The sequence below is a fragment of the Limosilactobacillus fastidiosus genome, from assembly GCF_014145505.1.
Lineage (GTDB): Bacteria > Bacillota > Bacilli > Lactobacillales > Lactobacillaceae > Limosilactobacillus > Limosilactobacillus fastidiosus.
This window is the reverse complement of sequence record NZ_JACIUZ010000034.1, coordinates 1-15713: the sequence shown is the minus strand read 5'-3', so window position 1 is coordinate 15713 and position 15713 is coordinate 1. Positions and strand designations below refer to the sequence as shown.

The window sequence follows — 15713 nt, the reverse complement described above, 5'->3', positions numbered from 1 at the left end:
TTGACTTAAATCCTCATTGAAAGATAGTAAGCGATGGACCACTTCAACGTCGGTAAGTTGAGCGTAACCAAAATTGCGTCGTGACCAATAGTTATCATATTTAAGCAGTCCTGCCGGGGTTAAAATTAGTTTCCAGAAGTGTTTAAGGGCTCGCCACTGATGGGTTCCTTTCCCGGCGCTATTCATAGCCTTGATACGAATTTGATTCAAGGCCCGATACGCTTGTGCGACCACGTGAAAGTGGTCGGCAATGATAATGGCATGCGGAAACAATTCATGAATAAGATGACGGTAAGGTGTGTACAGGTCAACCGTAACGGTCTGAACTGCTAAACGAGCCGAGTGGTCGTAACGCAGAAAGTAATTACGTAAGTAGCGACTTCGTCGTGACAAAATAATGTCTAAAGTGCGGTGATTTTCAATGTTCATTAAGAGCATACTCATGCCACTGGGCGCAAAGCGACCAGACTTAAAGTCATCAAAAGCGATGTGTCGTGGTAGCCAGTGGTAGTTAGGCTTGAAGGATTGGTCGAGGTTCAAGATCACTCGTCTGACCGTCCAATCAGAGATACCGAGTTCCTTAGCAATATCAGTTTGCGATTCATTAGCGGTTAGCTGCATCATAATTCGCAGGTTAATGGCCTGACTGATATGGTGGCGATACTTAACGTCTTTAACTCTGGCCACCTTGGTAATCGTTTGTGGACAGTCCGGTGATGGCTTACAAAGGTATTTTTGTTTACGAATTGACCAAATGGTCGGCTCATAGTGCAAGCTGGGGCCCAATATTTTGACCAGCTTAAAGCCATTCTTGAGCATTAATTGACCGCAACGTGGGCAATGTAAGGGATAAGACTGGACAAGGTGAACAATTATCTGGTTGCCTTGATCTTCAATCGCATCTTTAAAATGTGCTGTATCCAATTCAAGGTGAGAATCTTTAATTCCTAAAGCAATTTTGGTAGAATAATTCATGAAAGATGGTCCTTTCTTAAACGAAGACGGGGTTCTGAGCCATCTTTCGTTTTTTATTTTAAATTTAAACAAAAATAAGTACCGATGTTAAATCCATCAGTACTTAAAATTGTAGAGCCATTACTTATTACCGCTTAATAATGACCTACTGTGGAAAAGAAGTAGGTAACTAAATAAAATATCACCTTTAAGGTGGGCTCTTTTAGGGGGATATTTTTTTATTAAATTAAGATTATAAAGAAAAGAACTGTTCTTAGGTAAATTGGTATAAGAATCAATATAATTTTTGTTAATACCAGATAATTTTTTTCCAAACATCCTATTAAACTCATAATCCATGTTAAAAATAGAGAGCATTCCTTGCTCTTCGTTTTTAATATTAAGAGAACGTTTGATTAAATGTAATGGTGTGTTTCTTTGACTTCCTTCTACATTCGATGAATGCTGTCTATATAAGAGTGTTGGATGCTTTATATATAAAAGTTTACCAAATGCAGATGCATAGAGTGCAATCCACCAATCATGCATATATATATTGGAAAGATTAGTTTTATTAATTTGAAGTTTTTCCTTAAGCGAGCGGTTTATGAGAATAGTACATCCAGTTACACAATTTCCAAACATAAAGTGAATAAAGTCAAACCAAATATTCTTATTATTCATTAATCGAATAGGATTAAGATTGGCATCTACGACTTTCAGTTCAGAGAACACGCAAAGTGGAGTGTCTACGTTATCATTTTGAATTTTATTAATTGATAGTTCGACTTTTTTAGGTAGCCAGACATCGTCCTGGTCGGAAAACATATAATAATCAGCGTCAGTTTTTTCTAGAAGCTCCATAAATGATTTGACTACACCTTTATTTTCCATGTTGTTTTTATTAAAAAAGGTAATGTTACTATATTTATTTGAGTATTGCTGAATTATATCTCTTGTTCCGTCAGAAGAACCATCATCTCTTATATATAAGTGCCAGTTTTTGTAAGTTTGTTTAATTATAGAATCTATTTGTGATGATAAATATTTTTCTCCATTAAATGTTGACATTAAAATAGCAACAGCTTTATCCATGTTACTTCTCCTTGTATTTTGTAAATATATTCTTACCGATAATATACTTTTCATCCATTTCTTCATAATATCAATGAATTTGATCAACAACACAAAAATCGCTTTTATTACATTTTCTACATGGTAACGCTTTTTAGATATGTTAGAGAATTTAATATAAGGATTATCTAACATTATTCCTAAAAGTTTAAATCTGAATTATTAAATCAAGCGCAGAATGACTATAACCTTAAGCAGTATGGTAAGAACTCATTTTAGTAGTAGATGTGATGACAGTGTAGAATGTTTTAGTGTGAATATGTTGGTTGTTAAACCGATATTAGTAGTAATTTTGTTGAGAAGTTTTACTAATAATTTTAAGTAAAACTACTAAATTCATGATACTATAATAGAATACAAAAATGTATAGAAATTAGCATTGAAATTATTGGGTCCATGATGATAAGGAGTACATTAACGTATGAAGACTTCGGTAGTTATTTCTACATATAACGGAGAAAAATATATAAAAGAGCAGCTTGATTCTATAAAAAATCAAACACGTAAGGCTGACGAGGTGCTTATTTTTGATGATCGTTCAACAGATAGAACTGTGAAAATAGTAAAACAATTTATAAATAAAAATAAACTAATAAATTGGTCTATAAAGATTAATTCAAGAAATAAGGGATGGCGGAAAAACTTTATTGAAGGGATAGAGCAGGCAACAGGAGACATAATTTTTACTTGTGATCAAGATGATATTTGGCGTGTTGATAAAGTAGAGATAATGGCAAAAATCATGGAGGATAATCCTAAAATAGAAGTTTTATCTTCCATATATAAAGAGTTTTTTGATAATGGTACTACCCAAATAGGTCCATTTTCCAAAAAATGTAGTTTAGAAAAGATTGAACTGTACCATAATTATATGTTAAATAAACTTCCAGGATGTACTTTTGCGTTTAAAAGTAAAATAATAGATTTTTGTAGGAAATATTGGAAGGAAGGTTATCCACATGATGCATTCATTTGGCGCCTTGGATTATTTAGTAATGCGTTATATGTTTATACGGATGATCTTATTGAGTGGAGAAAGCATAAAACCAGTGCTTTTGCAACTGAAAGTAGAGAGCTAAAAAATAAAAATAATAAATATGATTGGATATTAACAGCAATTGATATGAATAATACAATGCAACGTTTTATTAATAATGAAATGGTTGGAAACACATCCAAAGAAAATAAGTTATTAAAAAAGACAGCATATTATTTAGAGTTAAGAAAAAGGCTCTATGTATCTGCTAATCCAGTTTATGCAATTAGGTTATTAAGATATTGGAATATGTATCCACGTTACAGACAGTATTTAGCTGATTGGTACTTAGTATTCATGAAGAAATAAAAAATGCGTAGCAACTATGAAAATAGCTACTACGCATTTTTTACTATTAATTTTGATGAATAATTTGAGCATTACTTGGTAAACTACCTGACCAATCCTTATAAGTAATACTTGAAGAACCAGAAGTAGTTTGACGATCCATCCCATCGCTATCGACATGGTGAGTAACACCACTTTCATCAGTCCAAACAGCAACATCGCTTAAACCAAGCTGCTTTTGACTGTTACTATTTGTGGACGAAGAGGATGAATTCTTGTATGTCTTATTACTTGTTGCATTACTATTAGAATTAGTACTGCTATTTAATTGAGAATCATTGCTATCAGTTGATGAATCATTGTCCTTTTTCGAAGATTGTTTCTTAACGCTGGAATTTCGCTTTTGCTTAGAAACTTTAGTAACCTTATCTTTTGAAGTTGTAGATTTAGAAGGATGATGGTTTGAACCGCATCCAGCTAATCCTAAGGACAATGCAATAACTAATAGTCCGGATGCAACAGAACGTTGTACTTTTTTCATAAAGATAGTCTCTCCTAGTTTTTTAAATAATATCTCTATAACTATACTATTAATATTTTTAATAGTATAATTATAGCATTTGTTAAAATGAATACCGTAAATAAATTACTTACGATATAAAACACTATGAATTTTAACACTAACAATAATATTCATCAACGAGAGCAAGATATTGTTAATAATATTTAAAATAACAGTAATGAAGGGATTTAATCTAAATGACAGAATATGATTATTTGGTAGTTGGTGCCGGTCTATTCGGTGCTACCTTTGCTTACGAAGCAGCTAAGCGCGGAAAGAAAGTTAAAGTGATTGAAAAACGTGATCATATTGCGGGGAATATTTACACGAAGGAAGTTGACGGAATTCAAGTTCATCAATATGGTGCCCATATTTTCCACACTTCCAATAAGAATATTTGGGATTACATTAACCAGTTTGCTGAATTTAACCGTTATACGAACAGCCCGGTAGCAAATTACAAGGGTAAAATGTATAATTTACCATTTAACATGAATACATTTAGTGAAATGTGGGGAGTGCGGACTCCAGATGAAGCAATGGCAAAGATTAATGAACAACGTCAGGAAATGGCAGGAAAGGAACCCCAAAATCTTGAGGAGCAAGCAATTTCTCTTATTGGCCGTGATATTTATGAGAAGCTTATTAAGGGATATACTGAGAAGCAATGGGGACAAAAAGCAACAGAATTGCCAGCCTTCATTATTCGACGTTTACCTGTTCGCTTAACTTACGATAACAATTACTTCAACGATCTCTATCAAGGAATTCCAATTGGTGGTTACACGCAAATTGTTGAAAAGATGCTTGATAACAAATTGATTGATGTTGAAACTGTAGTTGACTTCTTTGATAAAAAGGATGATTATTTAGCTAATTATCCAAAGATTGTTTTCACAGGAATGATCGATCAATTCTTTAATTATCAGTTAGGCGAACTCCAATACCGGAGTCTTCGTTTTGAAACTGAAGAAAAGAATACTGGAAATTACCAAGGAAATGCAGTAATTAATTATACGGATGCTGAAACACCATATACTCGGATTATTGAACACAAGCATTTTGAATTTGGTAAGGGTGATAAGGATAAGACGATTATTACTCGTGAATATCCAGCAGATTGGCATCGTGGGGATGAACCATACTATCCAGTTAACAATCAGCAGAATAATGAGCTTTATAAGAAGTATGCTCAATTAGCTGAAGATAAGGCAAAGAATGTCATCTTTGGTGGTCGATTAGGTCAATATCGTTACTACAACATGGATCAAGTATTACATGCGGCACTCGTTGCGGTAGATAAGGAGTTTAATTAATTCACTATGAAGGTTATCAAGAACTATTTGTATAATGCGGGATATCAGATCCTGAATATGATTATTCCACTGATTACAGTTCCTTACATATCTCGTGTTTTGGGAGCACATGATGTGGGAATTAATGAGTATACCAATAGTTGGGTAACTTTTTTCTACCTCATGGGACAGATGGGGATTACTCTATACGGTAATCGAGAGGTTGCCTACCATCGTGATGACATATATGAAAGGTCAAAGACTTTTTGGGGAGTAGAGTCTCTCCAGTTACTTACGGTATCAAGTGCATTTATTATGTATTTGGCAACGGTCTTACTGTTTAGTACTACCTTTAAAGAGTTTTTCTTATTGCAAGCTATCTGGATTATTGCAACTGGTGTTGATATTTCTTGGTACTTTATGGGATTAGAAGAGTTCCGAATAACGGTAGTACGAAATACATTAGTGAAAATTGCTTCATTGATTTTAATCTTTACCGTAGTTAAGACATCGGCAGATTTAGGCAAATATATTTTAATTCTTGGTGCGTCACAACTGGTTGGTAACTTAACGTTATGGCCTTACCTTCGTAGGAATATTGTTTGGGTTAGTATTAAAAAATGGCATCCGTTTAAGCATTTCTACCCAGCGTTACTTTTATTTATCCCAACTATTACAACACAGGTTTATTTAGTTTTAAATCGATTGATGTTAGGACGAATGTCAACTCAAGCAGATTTAGGGAATTTTGGTCAAGCAGACAAAATTGTTAAGTTTGTTCTTGCAGTTGTAACGGCTACTGGAACAGTAATGTTACCGCATGTGGCGAATAAGTATGCTAAAGGTGACATTAAGGGGGTGCGAAATAGTTTGTATACTTCCTTTAATTTTGTTTCTGCTATTTCAATCCCATTAATGTTTGGGTTAATGGCTGTTGCAAAGAGGTTTGGACCATGGTTTTTAGGGGATCAATTTATCCTTTCTGGTTCAGTTATGTTTTTAGAAGCCCCCATTATTGTCTTTATTGCTTGGAGTAATGTAACTGGAACACAATATCTAATGCCGATCAACCGGGTTAAAGAATATACGACATCAGTTACCATTGGTGCTTTAAGTAATGTGGTGTTTAACCTTATTTTAATTAGTAAGTACGGTGCCAATGGGGCAGCTTTAGCAACAGTTGGCTCAGAATTCTTAGTAACAGCAAGCCAGCTATGGATGATCAGAAATACAATTAGCCGACGGAAAATGTTCAAGGAATTGTGGAAATATATTCTTTGTGGAATTGTGATGTACTTAGTAGTTAATCGAATCTGTTTAATTATTAATATGACAATTGCTAACTTGGTTCTTGAAGTGCTTGTTGGGGCGTTGATTTATTTGTTGGGATTAATCCTGATGAAAGCTTCTATTCTTGAAGAAGCACAGAAGTTTTTGAAAAATAAGAAATAATATTTCATTAATGTTACAAAATTTAAAAATTTATTAGCCAAATAATTCAAAAAAAGCGCAGAAAAGCTTGATAAATATGCTGTTCTGCGTTTTTTTTATTAAAAAATTAAATTTGCATTCTTGCGTGATCCCGTATATCTTTATTACTAGTGTTAATAAGTCAACTATTCAGCTTGACGTTTGGAGGAAAATATCATTTTTAACCTTAAAAACTTTAAAAGCAAAGTCTTACCAACTATCACTGTTTGTGGTAGTGCGCTCTTTTTAATGCATGGTAAGGCTTCTGCTGACCAAATTGATACTACAAATCAAAAACAAACTGATGCTCAGGTTCAGACTATGGGGACGAATACTGGTGCATCAAATGATAATAACAATAATAACCAAAACAATAGTGCAGTAGCTGATAGTACTCAACAGACTAATGACGCATCTTCAGTTGCAACTAACACTAATAGTGATGTAAACGCATCTTCAGCTGTTACCTATTCTGCTCATGCTGCTTCAAGTGTTACTAATAATCAGGCTGAAACAGCTGTATCGTATGACCAAAATGATCATGGTAACTATGCATACCTTGATTCAGCTAAAGTTGACAATAATGATCAAGTTCAACTTTCTGGTTGGCACGCTACAAATGAATCTTCAGATAAACCATATCACTATGTAATTGCCTACGATAATACTACTAAGTCCGAAATTAGTCGAACACAAGTGACCGATCCTGTTAGTCGTCCGGATGTCCAAAGTGCTCATAATGTGTATGGTGCAAACAAATCCGGCTTTAACGTCAAACTTGACTTATCTTCCGTAGCATTAGCCAATGCTGATTCGATTAGCTTTATTAGTCGATATAGTGCAGCTAAGGATGGAAATAGTAACTATGTTGATTACTGGTTTGCTCCAATTACCTTTGATAAAGAAAACCACGCTTCTCTGGATGATGCGTCTGTTCAAAATGGTCAACTTCATATTTCTGGTTGGCATGCTACTAACCAGGCTGCAGATAAGCTATATCATACTGTGATCTTATATGATCAAACGGAAAACAAGGAGATTGCTCGGCAAGTAGTTACTCCAGTTAAGCGGCAGGATGTAGCCAATGCTTATCCTGGTGTTGCAGATGCAAATATGTCTGGTTTTGATATTAACTTTAATTTAAGTAACGTTAATTTGAACCATAAGATTCAAGTTATTAGCCGTTATAGTAAGTATGCTGATGCCAACAGTAATTATGTTGATTACTGGTTTACGCCAATTACTAATGGTAATTACACCAATCAAGCTAATTTGGATAACTTTAATATTAGTAATGGTCAAACCTTAAAGGTCAGCGGTTGGCATGCTGATGACATTTCACAACTTGAAAGTAATCATTACCTGATCTTGTTTGATAATACTACTAATAAGCAAGTAACATCCGTTAAGATTAAGAATAATAGTCGTGCTGATGTAGCTAAGGCATATCCATCAGTTCAAAGTGCAGGACAATCAGGGTTTAATTACACGTTCAATCTTAGTGATTTAAACCTTACTTCAGGTCATTCTTACTCATTGGTTAGTCGTTATTCAACTAGTACTAATGGTAATGGGAGCGACGGTCAATATACTGATTATTGGTTTAAGCCAGTCGTGCTTAATCAACAAGCTTACAATATTGATAGTATCAAGATGACTAGCGCTGGGCTTCAACTTTCAGGTTGGATGGCAAGCGATAATTCCATTAACCGTAACAACGCCTTTATTATTGTCCTGAATGATGGTAAGGAAGTTGCCCGCCAAAAGGTAGAGTTAGCTTCTCGTCCAGACGTTGCTAATGTATATGGCTCTATTTACAATAGTGTTAAAAGTGGCTTTAGTACTACCGTTAAGTTAGATCCTACGGCCGTTACTGGAACTATGCAAATTATTATGCGCTTCTCAAGTGACGTTAACGGTAATTCTGATTACAGTGACCAATATAGTCAAAAGTATACAACTAATGTTGGTTCATTTGATAATATCGAAGTCACTGATAACGGAATTTATGTTAGCGGTTGGCACGCAAGTAATCTTGCAGCAAACAAGCCATATGAATTTCTGATCTTCGTTGACCAAAACGGTAAAGAATTGTACCGTCAACAGGTATTAGACCGTAACCGTACTCGTAATGACGTTGCTAATGTTTACCCTTATATTGCTAATAGTGGTAAATCTGGTTATCAATTGGGCTTTACGATTCCCGATAGTTTGAACCATCATACAGTTCAAATCATTGATCGACTTACTGATGACGTTTATGGAAATGGTAATTACGTTGATATTAAGTCAAATCCTGTTTCAATTAACGATGAAGACTACTGGGCTTGGCCTTTCCCTGCTGATGGTCAAGGACGCTTCATGGGGGCTCAATTATTCGGTGTTAACCCTGGTGGAGAATTCCGCTTGAATGGATTCCACGACGGTCTTGATTTTGGTTCAATCGATCACCCTGGTAGTCAAGTTCACGCTATCCATAGTGGTAAGATTGTTGGTGTCGGTTATGGGTCAGGAATTGATTGGTATGTTCTTGAAGATACTGGTGAATACCTAATTGTTTATCAAGAAGCATTCTCATCACGTTCTAAGATCAATGTTTCTGTTGGTCAAGAGATTAAAGTTGGGGATGTAATTGGTACCCGTGATACTTCACACGTTCATATTGGTATTACGCGGCAACATAACTATAGTCTTGCTTTGAAGAGTTCATTTATTAATAATGGAACATGGTTAAATCCATTAACTGTCATCAAGAACGGCTTGAAAAAGTAATATATAATTTGAGGTCGGGTGATTAACTCGGCCTTTTCTTTTGGGAGGATAGAATGAAAATGGTAAATTTTAATAAGGCTAAACATGTAGCAATGACTGCCTTAACAATGACAAGTTGTGGCTTTATGTTATGGTTATCCCAAGAAGATAGTCAAGCAGCCACTGAGCCGGTTAAGACTCAAAGTATTCAAAACTCAACTAATAAGTTTGGACAGCAAGTAACTGGCGAAAAGACTTCCACAAATACCGTAGAAGATCAATCACAAAATAATTTTAACCAGAATGATCATGGTAATTATGCTAATTTAGATAATGCCAAGTTAGATGATCAGGGACAATTAAGTGCAAGTGGTTGGCACGCAACCAATGAAGCGCAGAATCGCCCATACCACTATATTATTGCTTATGACCAATCAAATAACCGTGAAATTAGTCGGCAAAATATTACTGACCGAGAAGCTTCACGTGCCGATGTTCAAAAGGCTCATAATGTGTATGGTGCTGACAAATCTGGCTTTAACGTTAAGTTCGACTTATCAAAATCACTTGCAAATACCAGCTCTGTACAATTAGTAAGTCGTTATACGTCTGATCCTGATGGAAATAATAATAGTGTTGATTATTGGTTTGCGCCGATCACCATTGATAAGAATAATTACGCTAACTTAGATTATGCTGGGGTTAAAGATGGTCAATTAGAACTGAGTGGTTGGCATGCAACTAACATTGCCGCAAACAAAACTTATCATTATGTAATTATTCTTGATCGGACAACGGGAAAAGAAGTTACTCGCCAATTAGTAAGGGACGTTAAGCGTCCGGACGTTGCTAAGGTTTATCCAAGTATTGATGGTGCTGATCAATCAGGGTTTGATGTGGAATTCAATGCCGGATTATTTAATTTTAATCACCAGTTACAAGTTTTGAGTCGTTATAGCGGAGTAAGAGATGGTAATCAAGATTATGTAGATTACTACTTTGCACCAATAACAAATGGAAATTTTACTAATCAAGGAAATCTTGATAATTTTAATTTAAGTGATAAGCAATTGGTTGTAACTGGATGGCATGCTAATGATATTACTAATTTTGAAAGTAACCACTTTATTATCCTTTATGATAATACGGCAAACAAGCAAGTTGGCGTTATCAAACCAACTAGTATAAAGCGTCCGGATGTTGCTAAAGCATTTCCAGGTATTCATACCGCTGGTTATTCAGGCTTTAATGGAACGTTTGACCTTTCCTTAATTAATCTTAAGGGAGGACATTCGTATTCTGTTGTAAGTCGTTACTCCACAAGTGATCAGGATAATGGCGGAAATGGTCAGTATACTGATTATTGGTTTACACCTCAAGTATTGAACCAGCATGCATCTTATATTGACGGAATGACAATGACTAATAAAGGTCTGAGTGTCCATGGTTGGATGGCTAGTGATTACCAATTGGATCATCCATACGCCTATGTTTTTGTAATGAATAACGGAAGAGAAGTTGCTCGCCAACGTGTTCAATTAACACAACGTTCTGATGTTGCTAAGGCATATCCACAAATCTTTAATAGTGGAGTAAGTGGTTTCAATACTCTAATTAAGTTAAATCCAGCATTAGTTAATGGTAATCTTCAAATTCTTCTTCGTTTTTCAAGCGATCAAAATGGTAATGGGAGTTACGATGACCAATATAGCAAGACTTATTCAACGAATGTCGGTTCATTTGATAAAGTCCAAGTAACTGGTAACGGAATATATGTTAGTGGTTGGCACGCAAGTAATGAATCAGCAAACCGACCATATCAATGGTTGATCTTTCTTGATCAAAATGGTCATGAATTATACCGACAACAGGTATTGGACATTAATCGTTCACGGGCAGATGTTAACCGCGTTTATCCTTATATTATTAATAGTGGTAAGTCAGGCTATCAATTAGGTTTTAATCTCCCTGCTAATATGCAACATAAAGTAGTCCGGATTATTGACCGGTTAACTGATGATAAAGCTGGTAATGGTCACTATGTTGATTTCTATTCTGGTAATGTATCAATTAATTCGGGCGCACAAACTGTTGGAAATAAGACAACTTACTATGGCCCAATGGGTAACGTTGTCGGTGTTTTCAATAATGCAGAGGTTATTAGTCAACTACCAGAATTGCCAACTGGATGTGAAATGACAGCAGTAACAATGATGCTTCGTTATGCGGGTGTAAACATTAATAAGTTCCAAGTAGCTGCAGAAACACCACGGAGCTCAAATGGTGATTACGGCTTTGTTGGTAATCCTTATAGTGCGAGCGGTTGGTGGGTATTCCCAACTGGAATCGCACCGGTTGTTCAACGCCACCTTGGTCATAGTGATATTTTGACAGGAACTTCACTCCAAAACATCCAACAGCATTTAGCTAACGGTCACCTCGTAGTTGTATGGATGGCTAATATGAATGGCTTTATCAACCATGCCATCACTTTAACTGGGTACAATGCTAATGGTTTTAACTATAACAACCCATGGACTGGGCGGAAAGAATCAATGTCCTATGGCGAATTCTATTCTCACTGGAATGCCGATCGTCAACGAGCGCTTAGTTATTAATTAAGAGTGTGAACAGGCAAAGAAGACCCGTAAGACAACAACTTCTCCCGACTGGATGCTGAAAGCATCTTGGAGGGAGTTTGTTGTCTATAGGGGCTTCCCTGTGAGCAGATCTAGACTATGTTGCCTAGAACTTGAAGATTAGGCTGAGCAGATTTGGGTGATGTTGCAGTAGAAACCACAACAAATACGTTCATATAAAAAGACCGGATCTATTTCCAGTCTTTTTAAATTGGAAGAATTAAGCTGAGGGTAGAGTGTGGTAAAATAGAACTTGGATTTTTGAAATTTAGGAGGCCACTATGAAAGGAATTATTTTAGCCGGTGGTTCAGGCACTCGTTTATACCCGATCACCCGCGGGATTTCAAAACAATTGATTCCAGTTTATGATAAGCCAATGATTTATTACCCGTTGTCAACGTTAATGTTAGCGGGGATTCGGGATATCTTGATCATTTCCACCCCTGAATACATGCCATTATTTAAGGAGTTATTGGGGGATGGTTCTGATTTAGGATTACACTTTTCCTACAAGATTCAGGAACATCCGGATGGTTTAGCCGAAGCCTTTATCTTAGGGGAAGACTTCATTGGTAATGACAGTGTGTGCCTCATTCTTGGCGATAATATCTACTACGGTGCGGGTTTGTCTGAATTAGTCCAATCAGCAGCGAAGAAGCCTGATGGGGCAACCGTCTTTGGTTACCACGTTAATGATCCCGAACGCTTTGGGGTGGTTGACTTTGACAAAGATATGCATGCCTTATCGATTGAAGAAAAGCCGGCTCACCCGAAGAGTAACTATGCAGTGACTGGCTTGTACTTCTACGATAATAAGGTGGTCGATATTGCGAAGAATATTCAGCCATCTGCTCGCGGTGAACTGGAAATTACTGATGTAAATAAGGTTTACTTGGAACAAGGCAAGTTGGATGTTAAGCTAATGGGCCGGGGCTATGCCTGGTTAGATACAGGAACCCATGACTCCATGCTTGAAGCTGCCAATTTTATTGCGACAATTGAACGTCGGCAAAACCTGAAGGTGGCCGCCATTGAAGAAATTGCTTACCGAATGGGCTACATCGACAAAGATAAGTTAGTCGAATTAGCCCAGCCATTAAAAAAGAATGACTATGGTCAATACTTACTACGATTAGCGGAACAAGATTAGGAGGAAAAAGTAGTGGGACAATTACAAGTACAAACTACTAAGTTACAAGATGTCAAGATAATTACGCCAAAGGTATTCGGTGATAACCGGGGATTCTTTGAAGAAACGTACTCCGACCGGGATTTTAAGGAAGCTGGAATTGATTTTAACTTTATTCAAGATAACCAATCTTTGTCTAGTCGTGCCGGTGTTTTACGGGGCCTCCACTTCCAACGGGGTAAGGCCGCTCAAACCAAGCTTATCCGGGTCGTAACTGGAGCCGTGCTTGATGTGATCGTTGATGTGCGGAAGGGATCGCCAACTTATAAGCAATGGGAAGGTTACATTCTTTCGGCCAGTAACCACCGGCAACTCCTCGTTCCCCGGGGCTTTGCTCATGGGTTCTTAACCTTAACCGATAACGTTAACTTCCTTTATAAGGTAGATAACTACTACGATGCTGAAGCTGATGGTGGCTTCTCCTTCAAGACACCAGAATTAAATATTGACTGGCCAATCGAATTTGACAAGGCAATTACCTCCGAAAAAGATGCTGCTCAACCAACCTTTACCGAATTTGAAAAGGATAACCCGTTCGTTTACGGGGAAATTTAAGGAGCTTATATAAGATGGAAAAAGCATTTAAAAACATCATTGTTACCGGAGGCTGTGGCTTTATTGGCTCCAATTTTGTTCACTATCTGGTAAATCACCATCCCGAAGTGGAACACATTACTGTACTTGATAAGTTAACCTATGCTGGTAATCCAGCTAACATTGCTGGTTTGCCGAAGGATAAGGTGGAACTAGTGGTGGGTGATATCTGTGACAAGGACCTCGTTGATAAGCTAGTTAGTCAAGCGGATGCCGTTGTTCACTATGCGGCGGAGAGTCATAATGATAATTCTTTGATTGATCCGACACCATTCATCAAGACCAACATTGAAGGAACCTTTACCCTGATTCAGGCTTGTCGGAAGTACGATGTTCGTTACCACCATATTTCAACTGATGAAGTTTATGGAGACTTGCCACTGCGGGAAGACCTACCAGGTCACGGTGAAGGGAAGGGAGAGAAGTTTACTCCAGATTCCCCATATCGACCATCAAGTCCGTACTCTTCATCTAAGGCTAGTTCCGACTTGCTGGTTCGAGCTTGGGTCCGTTCCTTTGGCTTACGGGCGACGATTTCCAACTGTTCCAATAATTATGGTCCTTATCAACACATTGAAAAGTTCATTCCCCGGCAAATTACTAATATCTTGAGTGGGATCCGGCCAAAACTTTATGGTTCTGGGAAGAATGTCCGCGATTGGATCCACACTAATGATCACTCCCGAGCTGTTTGGGATATCCTGACCAAGGGTAAAATCGGTGAGACTTACCTGATCGGGGCAAACGGTGAAAAGAACAATAAAGAAGTTCTCGAAATGATCCTCGAATTGATGGGCCAACCTAAGGATGCTTATGATCACGTTAAGGATCGTCCGGGTCATGACTTGCGGTATGCGATCGATGCCACCAAGTTGCGAACGGAACTCGGCTGGGAGCCTGAATTCACCGATTTCAAGGAAGGCCTCCAACACACCATTGATTGGTACACCCAACATGAAGATTGGTGGAAGGACGAAAAGGCTGCGGTTGAAGCGAAGTATGCGAAGAATGGGCAATAAAAATTAGTGAAAAGGAGAGTCATGAAGGAATTTTCATGGCTCTTCATTATTAAAGGAGAACAATAATGGCAAAAATTTTAATTACTGGGGCTAATGGTCAGCTCGGAACTGAATTACGAAAATTACTCGATGAACGGGGAATCGAATATGACGCCTTCGATTCTAAGCAAATGGATATTATCGATAAAGCGGTAGTCGATGAAAAAATCACTACTTTGAAGCCAGAAGTAATCTACCATTGTGCTGCTTATACTGCCGTTGATAAGGCCGAGGATGAAGCTAAGGATCTCAACTGGCAGGTCAATGAAACCGGAACCCGGAACGTTGCCGAAGCAGCGCAGAAAGTCGGCGCTAAATTGGTTTACATTAGTACTGACTACGTTTTTGACGGCACGAATGCGGGCGAATATGCGGTTGACGCTCCAACAAATCCGAAGAACGAGTACGGAAAAGCCAAGTTAGCTGGTGAAGAAGCTGTTAAGGAGATCATGGATCAGTATTACATTATCCGAACTTCTTGGGTCTTCGGTGAATACGGGAAAAATTTTGTCTACACGATGTTGCGGTTAGCCAAGACTCATGATCACTTAATGGTGGTAAATGACCAAGTTGGCCGACCAACTTGGACCCGGACCCTTGCCGAGTTTATGGTTTATGCGGTTAACCATCAGGTACCATATGGAACTTACCAATTATCGAATGATGATGCTTGTACCTGGTATGAATTTGCCCGGGAGATTTTGAAGGATCAGGATGTAGAAGTTAGCCCGGTAACTTCAGC

General features: G+C 37.4%; 12 protein-coding genes. 9 read left to right on the top strand and 3 right to left on the bottom strand.

Annotation, left to right across the window (positions count from 1 at the left end; genetic code table 11):
- Both H5R64_RS05040 and H5R64_RS05035 read right to left on the bottom strand, forming a co-directional pair.
- Nucleotides 1-975 (bottom strand): transposase (locus H5R64_RS05040; RefSeq protein WP_182582721.1); only part of this gene is annotated, 975 nt, incomplete at its 3' end.
- Nucleotides 976-1095: 120 nt separating this feature from the next.
- The gene (locus H5R64_RS05035) at nt 1096-2049 is read right to left on the bottom strand and encodes a glycosyltransferase family 2 protein (RefSeq protein ID WP_182583013.1); all 954 of its coding nucleotides are present in this window, start codon (nt 2047-2049) and stop codon (nt 1096-1098) included.
- A 460-nt stretch (nt 2050-2509) separates the two neighbouring features.
- Between H5R64_RS05035 and H5R64_RS05030 the strand changes: the two genes are divergently transcribed.
- Nucleotides 2510-3433 (top strand): glycosyltransferase, encoded by a 924-nt coding sequence (locus tag H5R64_RS05030; RefSeq protein ID WP_182583011.1) that lies wholly within the window; start codon nt 2510-2512, stop codon nt 3431-3433.
- A gap of 46 nt (nt 3434-3479) precedes the next feature.
- Here the strand turns inward: H5R64_RS05030 and H5R64_RS05025 are convergent, their stop codons facing one another.
- On the bottom strand, nt 3480-3953 hold the full coding sequence (locus tag H5R64_RS05025; RefSeq protein ID WP_182583009.1) for a hypothetical protein: 474 nt from the start codon (nt 3951-3953) through the stop codon (nt 3480-3482).
- A gap of 218 nt (nt 3954-4171) precedes the next feature.
- Between H5R64_RS05025 and glf the strand changes: the two genes are divergently transcribed.
- The 8 genes from glf to rfbD all read left to right on the top strand — a co-directional run.
- Entirely contained in the window at nt 4172-5290 is a 1119-nt protein-coding gene (gene glf / locus H5R64_RS05020; RefSeq protein WP_182583007.1) for a UDP-galactopyranose mutase, read from the top strand.
- Between the two features lie 6 nt (nt 5291-5296).
- Complete coding sequence (locus H5R64_RS05015; protein WP_182583005.1) at nt 5297-6721, top strand: flippase; 1425 nt, start codon at nt 5297-5299, stop codon at nt 6719-6721.
- Nucleotides 6722-6901: 180 nt separating this feature from the next.
- On the top strand, nt 6902-9511 hold the full coding sequence (locus H5R64_RS05010) for a M23 family metallopeptidase (RefSeq protein WP_182583003.1): 2610 nt from the start codon (nt 6902-6904) through the stop codon (nt 9509-9511).
- Nucleotides 9512-9564: 53 nt separating this feature from the next.
- On the top strand, nt 9565-12108 hold the full coding sequence (locus H5R64_RS05005; protein ID WP_231797937.1) for a C39 family peptidase: 2544 nt from the start codon (nt 9565-9567) through the stop codon (nt 12106-12108).
- A gap of 302 nt (nt 12109-12410) precedes the next feature.
- Nucleotides 12411-13280, top strand: a complete 870-nt coding sequence (rfbA, locus tag H5R64_RS05000) for a glucose-1-phosphate thymidylyltransferase RfbA (RefSeq protein ID WP_182583001.1) — start codon at nt 12411-12413, stop codon at nt 13278-13280.
- Nucleotides 13281-13292: 12 nt separating this feature from the next.
- Nucleotides 13293-13874 (top strand): dTDP-4-dehydrorhamnose 3,5-epimerase, encoded by a 582-nt coding sequence (rfbC, locus tag H5R64_RS04995; RefSeq protein ID WP_182582999.1) that lies wholly within the window; start codon nt 13293-13295, stop codon nt 13872-13874.
- A gap of 14 nt (nt 13875-13888) precedes the next feature.
- Nucleotides 13889-14932: a dTDP-glucose 4,6-dehydratase gene (gene rfbB, locus H5R64_RS04990; protein ID WP_182582997.1), complete on the top strand. Its 1044-nt coding sequence runs from the start codon at nt 13889-13891 to the stop codon at nt 14930-14932.
- Between the two features lie 65 nt (nt 14933-14997).
- Nucleotides 14998-15713, top strand: a 716-nt coding sequence (gene rfbD, locus H5R64_RS04985) for a dTDP-4-dehydrorhamnose reductase (RefSeq protein WP_182582995.1), incomplete at its 3' end; no start/stop codon positions are given.